Source organism: Polynucleobacter ibericus (genome assembly GCF_018687955.1).
GTDB classification, from domain to species: domain Bacteria; phylum Pseudomonadota; class Gammaproteobacteria; order Burkholderiales; family Burkholderiaceae; genus Polynucleobacter; species Polynucleobacter ibericus.
Window position 1 is genome coordinate 1,269,637 of record NZ_CP061309.1, and the last position, 21,084, is coordinate 1,290,720.

A 21,084-nucleotide genomic window follows, 5' to 3' on the forward strand; every position below is an offset into this window, starting at 1 on the left:
TTGATAACTACTAGAAACAGAGAGACCGTCTGACGCGTCAACGCCAAAACCCTTGGCGCCGGCCATCGCAACACTGCATATGCCCCAATTACTAGATAAATCCATTGAGATTCTGAGCGTTAAACATCTCCGTGGCCCCAATATGTGGACCTACCATCCTGTTATAGAGGTATGGCTCGATATTGGCGATTTAGAGGACTACCCCTCTAACCTGATTCCCGGCTTTTATGACCGCCTAGTGAAAGCGCTTCCGAGCCTCGTTGAACATCGCTGTAGCTATGGCGAAACTGGCGGATTTTTAAAGCGCGTTGAAGAAGGTACTTGGCCAGCCCATATATTGGAACATCTGACCTTAGAATTACAAAACTTAGCTGGCATTCCTGGTGGCTTTGGTAAAGCCCGTGATGGCGATAGGCGTGGCGTATACAAAGTCATGGTGAGTGCCATCAACGAAGAGGTGACCCTCACTGCACTCAAATATGCTCGCGATCTCTATCTGGCCTTAGCGCAAGACAACAAAGATTGTGTAGCTGAAGCGCAGACCATTATTGAAAATCTCCGCGAACTCGGTGACGACCTCTTGCTCGGTCCAAGTACCGCATGCATTGTGAATGCAGCTGAAGAGCGTGGCATTCCATCGATTCGTTTGTCTGAAGGCAACTTAGTTCAATTGGGTTATGGCGCTAAGCAACGCCGTATCTGGACTGCAGAGACTGATCAAACCAGCGCAATTGCTGAAACTATTTCTCGTGATAAAGATTTAACTAAGAGCTTACTGCGTAGCGCTGGTGTACCCACACCCGAAGGTAGAACTGTAACCAGCCCTGATGACGCCTGGGAAGCTGCACAAGATATTGGCCTGCCAGTAGTAGTGAAGCCAATTGACGGCAATCACGGTCGCGGTGTTTTTATTAATCTGTATACCCAACAAGAAATTGAAGCTGCTTACGCAGTGGCAATTGATGAAGGTAGCGAAGTATTGGTTGAGCGCCACATTGTTGGCGATGAGCATCGTTTACTGGTGGTTGGCAATAAAGTCGTTGCTGCCGCAAAAGGTGAAACTGTTTGGGTTACCGGCGATGGCAAACACTCTGTTTATGAACTGATTCAGATTCAAATTAATTCCGATCCTCGTCGTGGCTCCGCAGAAGAGCATCCTCTAAATCCAGTAAGGATTGATTCAGCAGTTGAGCTAGAGTTAGCGCGTCAAAAACTCACCGGCGAAAGCGTACCTGCAGCAGATCACAAAGTACTCATTCAAAGTAACGGCAACGTTGCGTTTGACGTTACCGATTTAATTCATCCTGATGTAGCCAGTCAAGTGGCTTTAGCAGCCCGCGTTGTTGGTCTAGAAATTGCAGGCGTTGATTTAGTAGCGCAAGATATTAGTAAGCCACTGGCCGAACAAAATGCCGCCATTGTTGAAGTCAATGCTGGACCAGGTTTATTGATGCACTTAAAGCCTGCTAGTGGCAAACCACAGCCAGTTGGCAAAGAAATTGCCAATCATCTCTTCCCTCCAGGTGCAGACTTCCGCATCCCGGTGGTTGGTATTTGTGGCGAACAGGGCAAAACCCCAGTCGCTGAAATGATTGCCCACTTTTTGCGTTTAACCAATGTGTATGTTGGTCTCTCTTGTAGTAAAGGCTTGTTTTTTGGTAACCGCGCTATTCCAAACTCGAATACATCTAATTGGGAAAATGCGCGTCGCACCCTTCTCAATCGTGCTGTAGAAGCCGTCGTAATTGAGAACAATCACTTATCCATGCTGATTGAAGGCTTAGCCTACGATCGCTGCCAGGTTGGCGTTGTGCTCAATGTCGATCCTCAGGCTAACTTCCCGCAGTATGCAATCTACGATGAAGATCAAGTATTCAGTATTGTTCGCACACAAGTAGATGTCGTACTGCCAACTGGCGTAGCTGTTCTAAATGCCGATGATGCAATGTGCGTTCAAATGGCAGAGCTTTGCGATGGCGAAGTAATTTTCTTTAGCGAGAATCCTGACTCTGAGATTATCAAAAATCATTTGCTAAATGGTGGTCGTGTAGTTGCCATCGGTAAACAACAAATTACTCTGAAGTCTGGCAAGTTGGATCAGAAATCAATTCCTGTTCCACGCCATTCAGAAGCTAACAGCACTTCTCCCTGGAAAACTAAGAATTTAGGAGCGGCAATTGCTGCAGCCTGGGCCTTAGACATCCCGTTTAATGTTATTGAAGCAGGCGCAGAAACATTCGTGCCTGATGCCACAACCGCTACAGGGGCTTAATTGGAAATCACCCGTATCCGTATGTTGCGCGGCCCAAATTTATGGAGCCGCCACACTGCTTTAGAAGCAATTGTTTCTTGTGATGAATCAGAACGCTCTATTGACTCAATCCCGCAATTTGAAACCAAGATTCGTGAGCGCTTTCCGCAACTCGGCAGTATGCGTCGCGGTGGTCATAATGAAATACTGTCACTTGCTCATGCCCTTGAGCATGCAGCACTTGGCCTCCAAGCTCAAGCAGGTTGTCCAGTCACTTTTAGTCGTACCGTACAAACTATAGACATTGGTGTCTATCAGGTTGTTGTGGAGTACACCGAAGAAGTTGTAGGTCGCATGGCCTTTGACTTTGCCTTTGCTTTAATTCAGGCAACTCTCAATGACGCTCCTTTTGATCTCGCGGCCGCCCTCTCTGAACTAGAAGCACTTTATGAAGACGTCCGCCTCGGCCCCAGTACTGGCTCGATTGTTGATGCCGCTGTTCAGCGCAATATCCCCTATCGCCGTATGACTGAAGGCAGCATGGTGCAGTTTGGCTGGGGTAGTAAACAGAAGCGTATTCAGGCCGCTGAGACCAGTAATACCAGTGCAATTGCTGAAGCGATTGCTCAAGATAAAGAACTCACCAAGAACTTACTCGCTGCCGCTGGTGTATCCGTTCCCATTGGTGAAGTGGTAACTACTGCTGATGATGCTTGGCGTGCCGCACAAAAAATTGGTGGGCCGATTGTGCTCAAACCCAAAGATGGCAATCAGGGTAAAGGCGTTGTAGCGAATATTCAAACTGAAGAAGAGGTACGTGCGGGCTTTATTGTTACGCAAGCCTTTGGACGTGAAACTATTGTGGAGCGCTACCTGCCAGGCGCTGACTACCGCTTACTCGTTGTGGGTAACCGCCTTTCCGCAGCTGCACGCCGTGAGCCTGCACAAGTAGTTGGTGATGGTACGCATACCGTTGCTCAATTAGTTGAAAAAGAAAATCAGAATCCATTACGGGGTGATGGCCATGCGACAGCTCTCACCAAAATTCGCTTTGACGATATTGCACTAGCGCATCTCGCTGGCAATGGACTTACGCCGCAATACGTCCCGAAGACTGGTGAACGCGTGCTCTTACGCAACAATGCCAACCTGAGTACTGGTGGAACAGCTACTGATGTGACTGACGATGTTCATCCAGATGTAGCGGCGAGCGCTGTGGCTGCTGCTCAAATGATTGGCCTAGATATTGCTGGAGTAGATATCCTCTGTGAATCGATCTACAAACCATTGGAGCTACAAGGCGGTGGCATTGTTGAAGTCAATGCAGCCCCTGGTTTGCGTATGCATTTAAAGCCCTCTTATGGCAAAGGTCGTCCTGTTGGTGAAGATATCGTCAATATGATGTTCCCACATGGTGAGGATGGCAGAATTCCGGTGGTTGCAGTTACAGGTACTAATGGCAAAACGACAACCGTGCGCCTGATTGCTCACCTCTTAAATGAAACTGGTCTTCGCGTTGGTATGACTGGTACTGACGGTGTTTATATCAACCATCGTTTAATCGATACCGGTGATTGCAGTGGTCCTAAGAGTGCTCGCAACGTACTAATGCATCCCGATGTAGATGCAGCCGTTCTGGAAACAGCTCGCGGTGGACTGTTGCGTGAAGGCTTGGGTTTTGATCGCTGCGAAGTGGCAGTTGTTACCAATATTGGTGAAGGCGACCATCTTGGACTGAACTACATTACCAGCGTTGAGGATTTAGTAGTTCTCAAACGTGTGATTGTGCAAAACGTTGCACCCACAGGTGCTGCCGTCCTCAATGCTGCAGACCCCATGGTTGCCATGATGGGCGACAAGTGCTCTGGTCGAGTAATTTTCTTTGCACAAAATCAACATCACCCTGTAATCACGGCACACCGCGCTAAAAACAAGAAAGTGATTTTCTTTGACGGCGCTTACATTATTGCCTCTAAAGGGTCACGTGTCATGTACCGCTTCCCTGTAAGTGAAATTCCGCTTACTCAAAATGGCGTGCTCGGCTTTCAAATTGAAAATGCTATGGCTGCCATTGGTGCAGCTTGGGCGCTTGGCCTGGATGCAGAAAAAATTGCACGTGGTCTTCACAGCTTTGAAAGCGATCCCAATTCAGTTCCAGGTCGCTTTAATCAATTTCAACATAATGGCGCCACAGTAATTGCCGACTACGGCCATAACCCCGATGCGATGCGTGCTCTCACAAGCGCTGTTGAGGCAATGAAGCCTAAGAAGAGCCATGTGGTGATTAGTGGTGCAGGTGATCGTCGCGATGAAGATATCCGCGATCTCACTCGTATCTTAGGCAATGCTTTTGACAACGTGATTCTCTATCAAGATGCATGCCAGCGTGGCCGTGAGGATGGTGAAGTATTACGATTGCTGCAAGAAGGCCTCGTTGGCGCAACCAAGGCAAAAGAAGTGAAAGAAATTCATGGCGAGTTCAAAGCGATTGATACTGCCTTGAGTGAGCTCTCCCCTGGCGATATTTGCTTAATCCTGATTGACCAAGTAGAGGAGTCACTAGCCTACCTCAAGGAAAAGGTAAAGCCGTAATCGGAATGGCTTACCCACTTCTGAATGCTCTTCAGAACAATAAAAAACCCAATCAAGTGATTGGGTTTTTTATTTGAACAGATTGATTTAGCTTATGCGTGATAACTCTGAATACGATCAATCTCTTCTTTGGAGCCCAGCATCACTGAAACGCGCTCATGCAAATCGGTTGGCTGTAAATCCATTATTAAATCTGTGCCGTTAGTTGAAGCACCACCTGCCTGCTCTACCAAGAAGCTCATTGGGTTAGCCTCATACATCAAACGCAACTTTCCTGGCTTGTGGGGCTCACGTTGATCCCATGGATACATAAAGACTCCACCGCGGGATAAAACGCGGTGCACATCAGCGACCATAGATGCAATCCAGCGCATATTGAAATCCTTATCGCGCGTTCCACTCACACCAGCCAAACACTCTTCAACGTAGCGGCGCACTGGATCAGCCCAGTGACGCATATTAGACATATTGATCGCAAACTCCTTAGTCGCATGCGATATCTTGACTGAATCTTTGATCAACAAGAACTCGCCAGTCACTTTATTGAGAGTAAACATCACCACACCATCTCCCAAAGTCAAAGCCATGGTGGTTTGAGGCCCATAGACCACATAACCTGCTGCAACTTGATGGCGTCCTGATAACAAGAAGTCTGAGGTCTGCAAGGGAGCATTTGAATCCTGCTTTTGCAGGATAGAAAAAATTGTTCCAATTGAAACGTTCACATCAATATTAGAGGAGCCATCGAGTGGATCAAATAGAAGGAGGTAATCACCCGTACCCTGAACTGGAACTGGTAACTCCATTTCTTCAGAAGCTAAACCAGCAAGTGACTTGCAACCCTGAACACCCTCAATTAGTAAATCATTGGCAATGATGTCAAGCTTTTGCTGAACTTCGCCCTGTACGTTCCCAGTACCAGCAGAGCCCAACAAGCCAATCAAGGCGCCCTGCGCTACTTCATGACTCAGAGTAGAGCAGGTATTGACTACCGCAATCAGCAACTCTTGCAATCCAGCAGGAATAGGAGTGCCTGATGGTTTTGCGGAGGTCAAATATTGCTTGAAATGAATATGGGTACTCGAGGACAAAGGCATCTCTCCAAAACTCTATTGAAATTAGGATCTATTTTGCCCTGTTCTCAATGCCAATCTGAAAAACTGACTATTTCTTCAATAAACCGCTCTCTTTACAACCAACCCTGCTATCTTTGATGTTATTTTTGATGTTATAATGCATCATTATTGATGAGGAGTAACCATGAGAACCACTGTCACCATTGACGACGACCTTTACCAGAGGGGATTGGATCTCGCTGATCCCGAAATGGATAAAGCAGACCTCTTCAGGGAGGCAATTAATGTCTTCATAAGAGTGCAAGTAGCAAAGAGATTGGCAGCGCTGGGCGGAAAAGCCCCGCAGATGAAAACTATTCCTCGCCGCAAAATGAAGGATGGTCAGTGATTATGACCATGGTTTTAGTTGATACATCTGTTTGGGTGGCCCACTTTAGAAAATCAAATGAATCGTTTGAATCCCTTTTGATAAACGACCAAATTCTTTGCCATCCCTTGGTTTTAATTGAATTGGCATGTGGTTCACCACCTGCCCCACGCGCTAATACCTTAAGTTATATTAAAAAATTGCAACAAGCAACTGTGGCTACCCCAACTGAAATATTAGACTTTATTGAAAAGCATCAGCTTCAAGAATCTGGATGTGGCGCAATCGACGTTTCGCTTCTTGCATCAACCCTGCTTTCAGAAAACGCTCAGCTCTGGACTTTCGATAAAAGCCTGGAAAAGCTTGCGGTTCGCTTGGGTGTTTCGTACAGCAATAAGCTCCATTAGTCCTTAGTTACCCAGCGCTTTTCCTATGACCTCCCTCACATCTGGAGAGAGTGTCTGGCAAGCAGAAACCCGCTCCAGAGCCGCTTTCATGAGATCTTGGTAGGGCTGGGCAAACAAACGCCAGCGATCCAAGGCTCTGGCAAGACGAGCTGCTACCTGAGGGTTGATGGGATCGAGAGCTAGGACACTGTCTGCCCAAAACTCATAACCGCTACCATCCGCCTGATGAAAGCTTGCTGGATTATTGGCACAGAATGCATGGATCACGCTGCGCACTCGATTTGGATTATTTAATTTGAACGCTGGGTGTTCACGCAATTTCTTAACCTCAGCTAGCGTAGATTCCAAACCGTCTACTGGAGGCCGACTTGATTGCAAACCAAACCACTTATCAATGACCAAGGCGTCATTTGCAAAGCGATTGTAGAAATCAATCAAGCACTCTTTAGCCTGCTTTGCACCATGAACCACCAATGCGGATAAAGCTGCATAGCGATCCGTCATATTGTCAGCAATTTGGTATTGATTGGCAGCCATTGGAGCCCATATTGCTGGAGCAGCCTCAAGCAACATGCTTAAGGATAAGTTCTTGAGAGCCCGCTTACCTGCATCGGCCCCATCAGACTTAAATGGGCCGGGAGTTTGCATTTGCTGATACAAGGCAGCCCACTCCAGCTGGAGCTGCTTAGCGATCTCCCCGCGGAAAGCACGTCTTGCCGAGAAAATTTGCTGCGGATCAACACTCTTGCATTGCTCATATAAATAAGACTCTGCGGGTAGCGTTAAAGCGAGATCTTTAAATGCAGGGTCTAGGTTGGGATCAAGCAAGATATTGCGATAGGCCTCAATCAATTGAGCGTCCGGCAAGCGATTGTTCAAAATCATTTGCATTGCCAACTTCTGTCCGGCCTCCCAACGATTAAAGGCATCGTCATCGCTGGAGAACAAAGTCAGAAGATCTGCTTCAGACTGCTCAAAATCTAAATTAATCGGCGCAGAGAAGTTGCGATTAATCGAAAGTACGGGACGCTCTTCAATATTGTCAAAGGTCCAAGTTTGACTTTCTTGCGTCAACTCCAATAACTGTTCTTTCTGATCATTTGCTTTAGTTAGCAAGCGCATTTTCAGCGGAATATGAAAAGGCTTCTTCTCTGGCTGACCAGGACTTGGTGCGCAGCTCTGGGTAAGTGTGAGTTGATATTGTTTTTTGGCAGCATCGTAACTTTCTTGCACCTTCACCCGGGGGGTACCTGCTTGGCTATACCAATTTTTAAACTGGGTTAGATCTTTGCCATTGGCATCTGCCATCGCCGCCAAGAAGTCATCGCAAGTAACTGCTTGGCCATCATGGCGCTGGAAATACAGATCCATGCCCTTACGGAAACCATCTTTACCCAGAAGGGTTTGATACATTCTGACTACTTCAGAACCCTTCTCATACACGGTAACGGTATAAAAATTATTAATTTCTTGATATTCATCTGGGCGAATCGGATGTGCCATCGGACCTGCATCTTCTGGAAACTGAAGCTGACGCAATAACCTGACATCCTCGATACGCTTCACTGCTCTACCAGATTCACTGCCCATTTGATCAGCCGAGAATTCTTGGTCTCTAAATACAGTTAAGCCCTCTTTAAGTGATAACTGAAACCAATCCTGACAGGTAACGCGGTTACCAGTCCAGTTGTGGAAATACTCATGCGCTACAACACTTTCAATATTGGCAAAGTCTGCATCTGTAGCAGTCTCCGGTTGCGCAAGAACAAACTTGGTATTGAAAATATTCAATCCCTTATTCTCCATCGCGCCCATATTGAAATCACTTACCGCCACAATCATGAAACGCTCTAAATCCAATTCAAGTCCAAAGCGCTTTTCATCCCAGTGAATCGAGGCAATCAGAGAGTCCATGGCATGGCGAGTCTTTTTCAGATCATGCGGCTCAACCCAGATCTGCAAAAGCTTCTTGGCTCCGCTACTAGTGGTAATAGTCTCTTCAATACATTCCAATTTGCCCGCCACCAGAGCAAATAAATAGGAAGGCTTTGGAAAAGGATCTTCCCAAGTCGCGCTGTGCCAGCCATTGGGGAGTTTTTCAGTATTTAAGAGATTGCCGTTAGATAGTAATACCGGGCACTCTGCCTCACGAGCTCGTAATGTCACCCGATAGCGCGCCATGACATCTGGGCGATCCAAGAAATAAGTAATCTTTCTAAAGCCTTCTGCCTCGCATTGGGTAAAGAAGTTTCCATTGGAAACATACAGACCCATCAAGGTCGTATTTTTTTCAGGTACACAGACAGAGATAATTTCAACAACAAATTTTTCTTTACCCTCTTTTGGTAAAGAATGAATCGTGAGCGTTTCTGGAGTTAATTCAAATTCACGATGCGCCTGGCCGTTGATGCGCAAACTCACAAACTCTAGTTCATGCCCCACCAAGACTAAGGAGGCTCCTGGCACAAAGCTTTTCCCTGGCAACACTTCAATACGACTCTTGATAATCGTTCGCGCCGGATCTAAAGCAATGTCGAGCTCGACTTGATCGAAGGTATAGACAGGCGGGAGGTATTCGAGCCGACGAAAGCTCTGCGGGAGATCAGTTTTCATGATCTTATTTTAAGTCTTGGCGGGAAGACTTGCTCCCCTAGGTACTTACGCCCAAATTAGGGTAGCTAAGCCAATAGCAATAAAGGTCACAGCAGCTACTGCGTGCACCCATTTAATCGGCATACGTTTAGTGAACTTCTGACCAATCCAGACCGCTGGGGCATTGGCCAACATCATCCCCAGTGTGGTTCCAATGGTTACTGAAACCACGTCATCGTAGCGAGCTCCCAAGGCAATCGTCGCAATTTGCGTCTTATCACCCATCTCAGCCAAAAAGAATAAGCCCACTGTCAGCATAAAGACTTGAAGTGCCTTATCAGCCACCTTAGATCCTGCGGCATCATCAATATGATCTGGTACGAGCAACCACAAACCAATTCCCAGGAAACTCAAGCCTAAGATCCAGCGCATTACATCTGGTGAAACCAAGGTGGTTAACCAGTGCCCCAAGAAGGCGGCACAGGCATGATTTGCAATCGTGGCAATGAAAATGCCTGCAATGATTGCTAAGGCTTGCTTAGGGTAGCGAGCTGCAAGCATCAGTGAAAGAAGTTGGGTTTTATCCCCCATCTCCGCTAAGGCAACTACCCCAGTAGAAAGGGTTAATGCTGAAAAATCCATTAATTGAAAATCCGATAGGTTGAGCAATGTCTTGCTGAATAGACATAGTGTATATCCCCACACCTACCGGACAAATTAAATACTAGGTTACTTGCACTACCCACCTAAGCAACTAAAAGCTCCTCTGCCAATGCGAAGTCCAATCCTTGCGCCATTGCAACTGGCTTTGAGGTCAATACCCCTTTATGAACACTCAGACCATTACGCAAATGATGGTCAATCGATAGTGCCTTCATCACCCCACGATTTGCTAATGCCTCTACAAAAGGATAGGTCGCATTCGTTAAGGCAAATGTTGATGTCCGTGCTACCGCTCCAGGCATATTGGCGACACAATAATGTAAAACCCCATCCACTAAAAAGGTAGGGTCTGCATGGGTTGTTGGCTTAGAAGTTTCAAAGCAGCCACCTTGATCAATGGCAACATCCACCACCACTGAACCTGGCTTCATTTTTCGAATCATGTCATGAGTTACTAGCTTTGGTGCAGAGCCACCTGGAAGTAAAACCGCACCAATCACCACATCAGCCTCGCAAACTTCTTGCTCAATTAGCAAGCTATCTGAGTAAAAAGTTCTGACTCGATTACCGTAGAACATATCAATCTGCCTTAAGCGCTCAATATCCCGATCAAAGATACAAACATCCGCACCCATACCTACCGCTATTTGCAAAGCATTTCGCCCCACAACTCCACCGCCCAAAATAACAATCTTGGCAGGAGAAACACCAGGTACACCAGCCATCAAAACCCCAAGACCACCATTCGTCTTTTCTAAATGCGATGCGGCAGCCTGAATAGACATGCGACCCGCTACCTCACTCATTGGGGCCAATAGAGGTAGAGCGCCATTCATGGCGGTAACAGTTTCATAAGCGATACAGGTTGCGCCCGATTGCAATAAGGCCTTAGTCTGCTTAGGATCTGGCGCCAGATGTAAATACGTAAATAGAATTTGATCTTCGCGCAACATGGCGCACTCCTGTGCTTGAGGCTCTTTTACTTTGACAATCATCTCTGCTTTATGAAAAACTTCTGCAGCACTATTAATCAAGCTAGCACCAGCGAGTCGATAAGCCTCATCACTTAAGCCAATCTGCTCGCCTGCGCCGCGTTGTATCAATACAGAATGTCCTTGCTTACACAGTCCGCTGACATTGCCCGGTGTTAAACCAACTCGGAACTCATTATTTTTTACTTCTTGAGGTACGCCAATAATCATTGCTATCTCCTATTATTTAAATTCACGCTCAATTACAGTTTTGCGATGTAGGCCCGCAACATAAAACATTACGAGATACACGCCCAATAAGCACGGCCCCACCACTAATGCGACCTGTGCATCCTCGTGAAAGCCCATCAGCACGACTACTAAACCAATAAATGCCAAAGCAAACCACGAGGAATACGGCCACCAAGGAGTGCGATAAGCCAACTGCGCTACTTGGGATTTTGATAATGAGCAACGGAACTGAATCTGCGTAATTAAGATTGCGATCCAGACCATTAAACCAATAAACGTCACTGCAGCCATCATGTATTGGAAGGCCTTATCGGGTACAAAATAATTGAGGACGACGCCCAACATGCACACTCCCACCGTACTCATTACTGCACGGTGAGGAACGCCGTACTTAGACAACTTTGAAAAAGACCTAGGGGCATATCCATTAGAAGATAAGGAGTACAACAAACGCCCGCCACTAAAGATGCCTGCATTACAAGAGGACAATGCTGCAGTAATCACAACAAAGTTAATCAAGCCTGCTGCTTCACGTAAACCCAATCTCTCGAACATCACTACAAATGGACTGCCATGCTGCCCCACTTGATTCCACGGGAAGATGGCCAGGATCACGAGAATTGCACCCATGTAAAAAATCAGAATGCGCCAAGCCAAAGAATCAATTGCCATCGGAATTGTTTTCTGCGGGTTCTCTGCCTCTCCAGCAGAAAGACCAATCATCTCTATACCAACGTATGCAAATAAGACCATCTGCAGTGAGAGCAACATGCCGCTGATACCATTCGGGAAGAAGCCGCCGTGTTGCCATAAATTACTCAGGCCAATCGGCTGCCAGTCATTGGTAAAGCCAAATAAGATGACTGAGCCTCCCAGTGCAATCATTGCAACGATTGCCACCACTTTGATCAGGGCGAACCAAAACTCGAACTCACCAAATACTTTGACCGCAATGAGGTTGATTAAACCCATCATCACTATCGAGGAAAGCGCCCAAATCCACTGCGGAGTCTCCGGAAACCAAATTCCCATATAAATACCGACTGCTGTGACCTCAGCAATACCGACTACGATCCAATAGGTCCAATAGCCCCAACCCACCATATAACCCGCTAGCGGGCCAACATAGCTATTGGCGTATGCCGCAAACGAACCTGCTACTGGTTCGTGTACAGCCATTTCGCCAAGCGTGCGCAAGACAATAAAGGCCACGATACCCGCAAGTAAATAGCCCAGCAGAATGGATGGGCCAGCAATTTGAATGGCGCTTGCTGATCCAAGAAATAATCCTACGCCGATCGTGGAACCTAATGCCATCAAACGAATATGGCGTACTTTGAGATGGCGTTTTAAGCCTGTGTGTTCAGTCTGCAAGAGAGATCTCCTTTCGATTTGCTGTTGGCGATATACCAACGAAGCAAAGTCTAGGGAGGAGTAGTAGCAGGCACTAGAGGGGAAAAACTACTAAAGTGATTAATTGAATAAATATATGCAAGCAAATAAAAAAATGTCTTTGAAATCAAGACTGCTCTTTTGTATAAATTATTTCTGACTGCAAGATAATCAGTAATTTCTTACAGGGAATCCCCTTAAGGATTTGCGGTGCTTTTTGAAAAAAGCTTACTGCGTTGAAATGAGATTGAGAATTTCTGCCGCAGCGGCTAGACCACAAGCGGCTGTGACCATCACCGTGGAACCATAACCAGAACAAGCCAAACCACCGCTAGAAGCACCAGCCCGTGGTTCATGCGAGTAGATCGCACGAATGCCTATTTTCTTTTTCAGATTTCTAGAGAAACCATGATCTTGTCTAAGCCCTTGACGAACTTTAGCCAATAAAGCATCTTGTTCAGTGCGCGACAGGTCATCACAGCGCACTGAGGTTGGGTCTGATTTTCCACCTGCTGCGCCACACATCACTAAGGCACGATTATTGTTGACAGCCCAAACTGATAAAGCAATTTTAGTTTGAACAGAGTCCGTAGCATCCAATACCAATGCATTTGATGGGATGAGTCGATCTAGATTTTCTGGCTCTAGGAATTCATCGCATGAGGTTAGCTTGATCTCTGGATTAATTTGCAAAATACGTTGTGTCATTGCCTCCACTTTTGCCTTGCCATACTGACCTTCTAAAGCATGCAGTTGACGATTAGTATTGCTCTCAGCAATGTGATCAAAATCAATTAAAACAAGATGCCCGATACCAGTGCGAGCTAGAGCCTCTGCTGCCCAAGACCCAACCCCTCCGAGACCGGCCACAACCACTGTTGCATTGAGAAAGCGCTCACGCAGTTCTGGTCCATAGAGTCGCGAGACCCCACCAAAACGTCGATTTTCTAAGCTGCCTTCTATATTGTCATCTGCCATAGCTTCTCTTTATACTGAATAAATGGACTCTATTGCACAACTCCGCAAAAACTATACCTTTGGTCAGCTCACAGAGACTGAGGTTCCGCATGACCCCCTGCAGCTTTTCAGGCTTTGGTTTGATCAAGCCGTGAAAGCAGAGTGCCCAGAACCCAACTCCATGACCCTAGCAACAGCGGACCAAGCTGGCAATCCATCAGCCCGTATTGTCTTACTAAAAGGTGCAGATCAGAACGGCTTTACTTTTTTCACTAACTACGAGAGTCAAAAAGGCAGAGACTTAGCTGTGCGCCCACAGGCTGCCCTACTCTTTCATTGGCATGAGTTAGAGCGCCAAGTCCGCGTTCAAGGTGTTGTAGAGCGAGTAAGCGCAACGGAAAGTGATGAGTACTTTCATTCACGCCCAGCTGCCTCCAGAATCGGCGCATGGGCCTCTCCACAAAGTGCCACTATTCCGAATCGTGAGTTCTTGGAAGAGGCTGAAAAGCGCTTTAAGACGGAGTTTGGAGAAACACCTCCACGTCCAGAGCATTGGGGTGGCTATCGATTGCACCCTACTGAAATTGAATTCTGGCAAGGGCGCCCCTCTAGACTGCACGACCGCATGCATTACAAATTAGAAGGCCTCGAATGGCGAGTCAATCGCCTAGCGCCTTAAAAAGTCGAACCCTCAGGAGTACTGCTGAGCTATCAGTGATTTAAATTTAGCTCTAAATTTAGCCAACTTGGGAGCGACTACTGCCATGCAATAACCTTGATTGGGGTGTTGCTGAAAATAATTCTGGTGATAGTCTTCTGCTGGATAAATCGTTGGCGCAGCATCAATCTCGGTCACCACTGGATTAGAGTAGATTTTTGAATCCTCAAGCTCTTTGACCACTTCATGCGCAGTCTTTGACTGTTCAGCGCTATGGGTAAAAATGACTGAACGATATTGCGTGCCATGATCATTACCCTGGTAATTCAAGGTAGTCGGGTCATGAATCACAAAAAAGATTTCCAGTAAGTCTCTAAATGAAATCACCTGCGGATCAAATAAGATATCGACAATCTCGGCATGCCCTGAAACACCAGTACAAACCGCCTCATAGGTAGGATTGGGCCTTGCACCCCCAGCATAGCCAGAGACGACCGATTTGACCCCAGTAATTTGCTGATAAACCGCCTCAAGACACCAAAAACAGCCCCCACCCAAGGTGGCGCGCTCTAGAACAGGTTCATTTTTATCTAAGTTTGTATCCATGGCTTTATCCTAATGCCTTATTTAAATGCTTGCCAACTATTAATCCACTATGAATCGCTTCACTATCCAGCTCGATGAAATTAAAGCAGCCTACGCTGCAGAACCAAATCCTACGATTGAAGTGAGGTTGGAACGTATTGGTCGCATTGAAAAGATGCTTGAAGCAAATGAAGAAAAAATCTGCAAAGTGCTTACCGCAGACTTTGGCGTTCGCCACTCCATAGAAACCCGCCTTGCTGAATTTCAGATGGTGTATCAAGCCTGCAAATACACTCGTAAACACCTGAAGGAATGGATGAAGCCCGTGCAAATGGAAACCCCTTCTTTTATGGGATCTTCGCAAGCATGGATTCAAAGTCAATCATTAGGGGTTATTGGCATCATGAGCCCATGGAATTACCCAATTCAATTAGCACTCATCCCAGTAATCGCAGCACTTGCTGCTGGCAATCGTGTTTGGCTAAAACCTTCTGAGCGCAGTTCACGTACCTCTGGATTTTTAGCAAGCTTGATTCAGGAATATTTTCACTCTAGCGAATTTTGTGTAACTACTGGCGGAGCTGATGTGGCCGAGCAATTTGCAGTGCTACCGTTTGCACATCTCTTTTTTACAGGATCAGAAGCGATTGGCAAAAAAGTGATGCGCGCTGCCGCAGAAAACCTTACTCCCGTGACTCTTGAGCTAGGAGGCAAAACCCCAGCCATGATTGATGTCTCAGCCAAACTCAAGGACGCAGCTGCAGCCATTGTTTACGGAAAGCTACTCAATGGAGGTCAAACCTGCATTGCGCCAGATTATGTATTAATTGATGAAACAAATCGCGATGCATTTATTGAAGAACTGAAAACAGCTGCACAAACTCAATTTAGCAATCCAGAGGAACTGACTGGCCCAATTGATGAGCAGCAGCTGGAATATTGGCAACATCTCGTTAGCGATGCCTCAGATCGCGGCGCAAAAGTAATTCCCTTGCTAAATAACCCTGGTGCTGGCGCAAGACCATTTGAGCCCATTGCATTAGTTAATGTCCCGCCGGAAGCTCGCGTCCTTCATGAAGAAATCTTTGGGCCTATTTTGCCGATCGTGACAGTAGCTGATACGTCAGCAGCAATTGCTTATGTAAACAACAAACCAAATCCTTTAGCGCTCTATTGGTTTGGTAAAGATAAAAAGAATATGCAGCGAGTATTAGGAGAAACTCGCTCTGGCGGCGTCACCATTAATGATGTGTTCTTGCATGCGACAGTTGAGTCACTTCCCTTTGGCGGCGTTGGTACTAGCGGCATGGGTTCGTACCACGGCAAAGCTGGCTTTGATACTTTCAGCCATCAAAAGTCGATTCTGGAAGTGCGTGGTCTATTGGGTACCAATCTACTAAAAGGCACTAAACCTGCGCGCCCTCCTTACAGCAAAAGCACTGAGCGCTTGATCAAACGCCTTAAATAAAAAGGCTAAGTAATTACCAGGCGTAGTGCAAAAGCAATAAACAGCAAGCCAGCCATCATCCAAAGAGCTGCAGCAGATCGAGGGCGACTCTCAAAGTACTTGGAGAAGAATTGACCTGCGCAGATCAGGGCGCCCAAATAGGTCATGCTCATGATTTGCAAAACAATTGCCAGGTACATGAATGTATACCCAGGATTAGAAGTGTCTGGACGAATGAATTGCGAGAAGAAGGCAATAAAGAAAAAGATCGCCTTCGGATTGGTTAACGAGAGTGATAATGCTGCGAGCATTGGATGCAGCCGCATTAAACGTACCTGGATTTCATAAGTCTTTGCTTGTGCCCCCAAGGACCAGCGCTGCATCCCGCTGCGTAACAAACCAAAACCCATCCAGGCTAAATACAGTGCACCTGCTCCACGCACTAGACTAAAGATGACTGGAGACGACATCAAAAGTGATGCGGCACCTAATGCAACCGCAATCATCAATAAAGAGTCTCCTACAAATATTCCGAATGCACCCCATGCGCCAGAGCGCCATCCTCTTTGTGTAGCAATAGTTAGAACATAAAGAGAGTTAGGTCCAGGCAACAAGATGATGAGCAAGGTGCCCAGCAAGTAGCCCGAGAAATCAACAATGCCTGCATTTGCTGGCGATAAGAGCTCCAAATTGATCCATTCCATTTCTACATCATAATTAATTCGGGAAAACCCTTGTAATCTGATGCTCAAAATGCCATAATAGGAGGCTTTTTAAAGCAATTTGATTCATCGCCCCCCAGCTCTATTTCAGCGATTAGTTTAGAAGTCGTAAACACAACAACGCTGCCGCTTGTCTGATGGTCGATGCCTTTGACCATCGCACCCTATAAAAAACCATGGGTGCAACATACGGAGACATCCCTTAAAGGGGATGTGTAATAGCATGACTTTTTCTAAAGAAACTAAAATCGAGTCGAAAGACTCAAAGAGCACTGGAACAGAATTCCAGAATTTTGCCCTAGCGGCATCACTCCTTAAAAACGTTGCTGAACTGGGTTATACCCAAGCCACTTCCGTGCAAGCTCAGGTTATTCCTGCAGCCTTAGCTGGTGGTGACTTATTGGTCAGCAGCCAAACCGGTAGCGGTAAAACCGCAGCCTTTTTATTGCCTTTGATTAATCAACTCATCGAAGACAACCCGAACAACTCACCTGTACCAGGTCGCGCACAACCTAAAGTGTTAGTGCTCTGCCCTACTCGTGAATTAGCTCAACAGGTTGCCGCCGATGCAGTGAACTTAGTTCGTGGCATGAAAGGTATCCGTATCGCAACTGTGATGGGTGGCATGCCTTATGGCAAGCAGATCCAGGCATTGAAAGGTGCATTGTTAGTTGTTGCAACCCCAGGTCGTTTGCTCGACCTGTGTGACAGCAAAGCAATTCGTCTAGATGATGTTAAACAACTCGTTATCGATGAAGCCGATCGCATGCTCGACATGGGATTTGCTGATGACCTCGAGGCTATTGATAAGCGTTGCGCAGGCCGTAACCAAACGTTGATGTTCTCTGCAACTTTCGCGCCAAAGATTATGTCTCTAGCAAATGAGTTGACTACAGATGCTAAGCGTATCGAACTTGCTCATGCAGGTGAGAAGCACGCCAACATTGAACAGAAGTTACATTGGGCTGACAGCATGTCACACAAGCATAAATTGCTAGAGCACATTTTGGCTGATGCCGATTTGGATCAAGCGGTTGTGTTTGCTAGCACTCAGGTTGAAAGCGAAAAAATCGCCGACACATTGCGTGCTAACGGTTATGAAGCAACTGCCCTGCATGGTGCAATGCCTCAAGCTGTGCGTATGCGCCGTCTCGAGTCTTTACGTAAAGGCCATACCAAAATTTTGGTTGCCACTGACGTAGCGGCTCGTGGTATCGATGTGCCACGTATTAGTCACGTGATTAACTTTGGCTTGCCAATGAAACCAGAAGACTATACGCATCGCATCGGTCGTACAGGTCGTGCAGGTCGCAATGGTGTTGCTATCACTTTGGTTGAACATCGTGATCGCGCTAAGATCCGCAATATCGAGCGTTTTACACAGCAAGATATCGTTGCCTCAGTCATCGCTGGTCTTGAGCCACAAGCTAAGCCTAGTTTTGGTGGTGGCGGTGGTCGCCCTGGTGGCGGTCGCTCAGGCGGTGGCTTTGGTGGCAATCGCTCTGGCGGTGGCGGCGGTGGTCGTTACGGTTCAGGCGCTCGTTCAGAGTCTCGCTTTGGCGGTGGCGGTAGCGGTGGTGGCAATGCTGGTGGTCGCTCAGGCGATTCACGTCCAGCACGCTCTGCTGACTCACGTCCTGCGCGTTCTGCTGACTCACGTCCGGCACGCTCTGGTGACTCACGTCCAGCAGGTGGTCCGCGTTTTGCTAAACCAAAAGCTGGCGGTCAACGTCGCAACTTTAGCGGTAGCTAAATATGATTCACCGAAATCGCCTCCGTTCTGCATGGAATCGAGTCGGTTCCGGTGAAATCCATCGGGCGCCACGCAAGTGGCAACCTTGGCTAAGCGATACCGGGTCTCTCACCCAAAAAATTGAGCAAGCAATTGGGCAAAAACTCGAAGTTCAGGTTTTGCGTGACTGTCCTCAATCACTCAATAGCGACGAAAGTCGCTATTTTCATTTCAAGCTCAGACGTTGCAGGGTACGCGAAGTGCTACTCTGCTCCAACGGGATCCCCTTGGTAATGGCGCATAGCGTCATACCCACTTTAAGCTCTAGCGGGAGCAATCATGGCGTTCTACGCCTGGGTAAAAAGCCTCTAGGGGCCGTCCTTTTTGCCAAGACACGCAAATACTCGCAAGCAAAACCTCCGCGCGATATTGCACGCTTAGATAAAAGTAGCGAATTATGGAAAAAGTGCTCTAAGCATTTTTCTGGTTTGAGCTCGCCCTTATGGGCACGACGTACTCTTTATCGCCTAAAGGGTCATCCACTATTAGTGAATGAAATTTTCTTGCCTGCTTTATTGGATGCTACGAAGGATTAGCTCTTCACCGTTACTTTTAGATTGTTAGCCAAGCTAAAGTAGATTTAATTAAGGCTTCATCACCAGGCTCACTGGTAAATACCTCACCAAATCCAATTAACTCGGCTGCATCGGCAATATTGTGATGCGGGCATAGCGCGCTAGCAGTATTCAGATTATGTGCAAATTGATCTTTAATCACCTCGCCTAGATAACGAACCGCTTCAGATGATGTAAGTAGCCAAAGTGATTTACTAAAGTCCATTTCGCGTATCGCATGCCAAGCCGGATTATCAATATCCAAGGGCACACGGGCGTAGGTTGAGATCGCTTCTACAGTAGCACCCGCTTTTTGCAATGTGTCCGCTAGCCAATCACGACCGCCCTCACCTTTAAAGATCACTACTTTTTTATTCTGCCAATTCCACTGCAGGGATTGGAGTTCATGCCATAAGCCTTCTGAATCCCAATTCTCATTATTTTTGGGAATAATGACGAGGGTAGGATTCTCTTCTAATCCAATGCCGTGATTTTTCAAAGCCAGCTGACTGCTACCACCCATCACACCAATCGGAATAATCTTCTTAGAAAAGTCTTGCCAATCGCGCTCTAATAAACGCATCACACTTTCAATGGCATTGGGGCTAACAAAGATAGCAAGATCTGCATCACTTAATGTTGTAGCGATATGGTCAGCCAAGTTCTCATCGGACTTTGGAGCAATAGTGAGCAAAGGTAATGACAATATCTCAGGGAGACTTCGTTTTCCCACTCCGCTGGCCTCGATTGCACGAGTGAGCACTTCAATCAGCTGACGAGCTTGGCCGCTAGGTCTGGTAACGACAATTGTTTTAGTGCTCATCGCTACCAATACGTTTATTTAGAAATCTTTGGGATTAAGTCTGCTGCGCCCTGCGATAGCAGATCCTGTGCAACAGCGAGTCCCAATGCTTCTGCATCCTCAACCGACTCAACCGACCCACTGCCATTTGCTAGGCAAATGGCTTTGCCATCGACGCTTGCAACAAATGAGCGAATATTCATTCGATTTTGATCCCATACAGCGTGTGCAGCTAGAGGCACCTCACATGAACCACCTAATTGACGAGAGACCATCCGCTCAGCAGAAACAGCAAACAGAGTTGGCAAATCATTTAATGGAGCAAGCCATTGCTTGATATTGGGATGCTTGCTTAGTGTTTCGATACCAAGAGCGCCCTGACCTGCAGCAGGTGTGTAAGGATCGTATGGCAAGAATGCACGGATACGTGACTCTAGGCCTAAACGTTTTAAACCAGCAGCAGCCAAAATAATGGCTTGGTACTCGCCTTTATCTAATTTACCCATGCGGGTATCTAAATTACCTCGTAACGGTTGAATCTCGAGGTGCGGAAACTTGGCACGCAAAACGGATTCACGTCGCAAGCTCGATGTACCAACAATTGCTCCAGGAGGGAGATCTTCTAAGCTAGCGTAATCATTAGAAACAAAAGCGTCTCTTGCATCTTCTCTTGCCATCACACAGGAAAGGTCAAAACCCTCCGGCATCACCATAGGGACGTCCTTTAAAGAGTGCACCGCCAAATCTGCACGACCATCCTCGAGAGCGGTTTCGAGCTCTTTGACAAAAAGGCCCTTACCGCCCACCTTGGAGAGCGCTCTGTCCAAAATCTGGTCGCCACGGGTAGTCATCCCCAAAATCTGGACATCGCAGTCCGGATAGAGCTTTTTAAGGCAATCTCGGACGTGCTCAGCCTGCCACATGGCTAGGCGACTTTCACGGGAGGCAATTACGAGGCGCTTTGGGGCTGCCGATGGGGTGGAATTCAGGGTTTGGGACATAAC

General features: G+C 47.0%; 18 protein-coding genes. 8 read left to right on the forward strand and 10 right to left on the reverse strand.

Features of this window, described 5'->3' with window-relative positions:
- Positions 1-79 precede the first annotated feature (79 nt).
- The gene (locus AOC20_RS06485) at positions 80-2,272 is read left to right on the forward strand and encodes a cyanophycin synthetase (RefSeq protein WP_215359484.1); all 2,193 of its coding nucleotides are present in this window, start codon (positions 80-82) and stop codon (positions 2,270-2,272) included.
- Complete coding sequence (gene cphA / locus AOC20_RS06490) at positions 2,273-4,843, forward strand: cyanophycin synthetase (protein ID WP_215359486.1); 2,571 nt, start codon at positions 2,273-2,275, stop codon at positions 4,841-4,843.
- A gap of 92 nt (positions 4,844-4,935) precedes the next feature.
- Here cphA and AOC20_RS06495 read toward each other — a convergent pair whose 3' ends face one another.
- Entirely contained in the window at positions 4,936-5,940 is a 1,005-nt protein-coding gene (locus AOC20_RS06495; protein ID WP_433915451.1) for a class 1 fructose-bisphosphatase, read from the reverse strand.
- A gap of 163 nt (positions 5,941-6,103) precedes the next feature.
- On the opposite strand from AOC20_RS06495, the gene AOC20_RS06500 reads away from it, so the two are divergent.
- Complete coding sequence (locus AOC20_RS06500; RefSeq protein WP_215359488.1) at positions 6,104-6,307, forward strand: type II toxin-antitoxin system VapB family antitoxin; 204 nt, start codon at positions 6,104-6,106, stop codon at positions 6,305-6,307.
- Positions 6,308-6,309: 2 nt separating this feature from the next.
- Positions 6,310-6,693, forward strand: a complete 384-nt coding sequence (locus tag AOC20_RS06505; RefSeq protein ID WP_215362242.1) for a type II toxin-antitoxin system VapC family toxin — start codon at positions 6,310-6,312, stop codon at positions 6,691-6,693.
- A gap of 3 nt (positions 6,694-6,696) precedes the next feature.
- On the opposite strand, the gene pepN is transcribed toward AOC20_RS06505, so the two are convergent.
- The 5 genes from pepN to AOC20_RS06530 all read right to left on the reverse strand — a co-directional run bounded on the left by pepN (position 6,697) and on the right by AOC20_RS06530 (position 13,541).
- Entirely contained in the window at positions 6,697-9,306 is a 2,610-nt protein-coding gene (gene pepN, locus AOC20_RS06510) for an aminopeptidase N (RefSeq protein WP_215359490.1), read from the reverse strand.
- 45 nt (positions 9,307-9,351) lie between these two features.
- On the reverse strand, positions 9,352-9,927 hold the full coding sequence (locus tag AOC20_RS06515; protein ID WP_215359492.1) for a TMEM165/GDT1 family protein: 576 nt from the start codon (positions 9,925-9,927) through the stop codon (positions 9,352-9,354).
- 104 nt (positions 9,928-10,031) lie between these two features.
- Positions 10,032-11,150, reverse strand: a complete 1,119-nt coding sequence (gene ald, locus AOC20_RS06520; RefSeq protein ID WP_215359494.1) for an alanine dehydrogenase — start codon at positions 11,148-11,150, stop codon at positions 10,032-10,034.
- 12 nt (positions 11,151-11,162) lie between these two features.
- Positions 11,163-12,545 (reverse strand): amino acid permease, encoded by a 1,383-nt coding sequence (locus AOC20_RS06525; RefSeq protein WP_215359496.1) that lies wholly within the window; start codon positions 12,543-12,545, stop codon positions 11,163-11,165.
- Positions 12,546-12,791: 246 nt separating this feature from the next.
- Positions 12,792-13,541, reverse strand: coding sequence for a tRNA threonylcarbamoyladenosine dehydratase (locus AOC20_RS06530; RefSeq protein ID WP_215359498.1), 750 nt, complete (start codon positions 13,539-13,541; stop codon positions 12,792-12,794).
- Between the two features lie 22 nt (positions 13,542-13,563).
- Between AOC20_RS06530 and pdxH the strand changes: the two genes are divergently transcribed.
- Complete coding sequence (pdxH, locus tag AOC20_RS06535) at positions 13,564-14,199, forward strand: pyridoxamine 5'-phosphate oxidase (RefSeq protein ID WP_215359502.1); 636 nt, start codon at positions 13,564-13,566, stop codon at positions 14,197-14,199.
- Between the two features lie 12 nt (positions 14,200-14,211).
- Here the strand turns inward: pdxH and msrA are convergent, their stop codons facing one another.
- Complete coding sequence (gene msrA, locus AOC20_RS06540; RefSeq protein ID WP_215359504.1) at positions 14,212-14,784, reverse strand: peptide-methionine (S)-S-oxide reductase MsrA; 573 nt, start codon at positions 14,782-14,784, stop codon at positions 14,212-14,214.
- A gap of 49 nt (positions 14,785-14,833) precedes the next feature.
- Here msrA and AOC20_RS06545 point away from each other — a divergent pair, with 49 nt between their 5' ends.
- Positions 14,834-16,231 carry a coniferyl aldehyde dehydrogenase gene (locus AOC20_RS06545; protein ID WP_215359507.1) on the forward strand — a complete coding sequence of 466 codons (1,398 nt, stop codon included), beginning with the start codon at positions 14,834-14,836 and terminating at the stop codon, positions 16,229-16,231.
- A 5-nt stretch (positions 16,232-16,236) separates the two neighbouring features.
- Here AOC20_RS06545 and leuE read toward each other — a convergent pair whose 3' ends face one another.
- Positions 16,237-16,914, reverse strand: a complete 678-nt coding sequence (gene leuE, locus AOC20_RS06550; protein ID WP_215359509.1) for a leucine efflux protein LeuE — start codon at positions 16,912-16,914, stop codon at positions 16,237-16,239.
- A 241-nt stretch (positions 16,915-17,155) separates the two neighbouring features.
- Between leuE and AOC20_RS06555 the strand changes: the two genes are divergently transcribed.
- Positions 17,156-18,685 (forward strand): DEAD/DEAH box helicase, encoded by a 1,530-nt coding sequence (locus AOC20_RS06555; RefSeq protein WP_215359511.1) that lies wholly within the window; start codon positions 17,156-17,158, stop codon positions 18,683-18,685.
- Positions 18,686-18,687: 2 nt separating this feature from the next.
- Positions 18,688-19,260 carry a chorismate--pyruvate lyase family protein gene (locus AOC20_RS06560; protein WP_215359513.1) on the forward strand — a complete coding sequence of 191 codons (573 nt, stop codon included), beginning with the start codon at positions 18,688-18,690 and terminating at the stop codon, positions 19,258-19,260.
- 16 nt (positions 19,261-19,276) lie between these two features.
- Here AOC20_RS06560 and AOC20_RS06565 read toward each other — a convergent pair whose 3' ends face one another.
- Positions 19,277-20,101, reverse strand: a complete 825-nt coding sequence (locus tag AOC20_RS06565; protein WP_215359515.1) for a uroporphyrinogen-III synthase — start codon at positions 20,099-20,101, stop codon at positions 19,277-19,279.
- Between the two features lie 14 nt (positions 20,102-20,115).
- Positions 20,116-21,081, reverse strand: a complete 966-nt coding sequence (hemC, locus tag AOC20_RS06570) for a hydroxymethylbilane synthase (protein WP_215359517.1) — start codon at positions 21,079-21,081, stop codon at positions 20,116-20,118.
- Between the last annotated feature and the right edge of the window lie 3 nt (positions 21,082-21,084).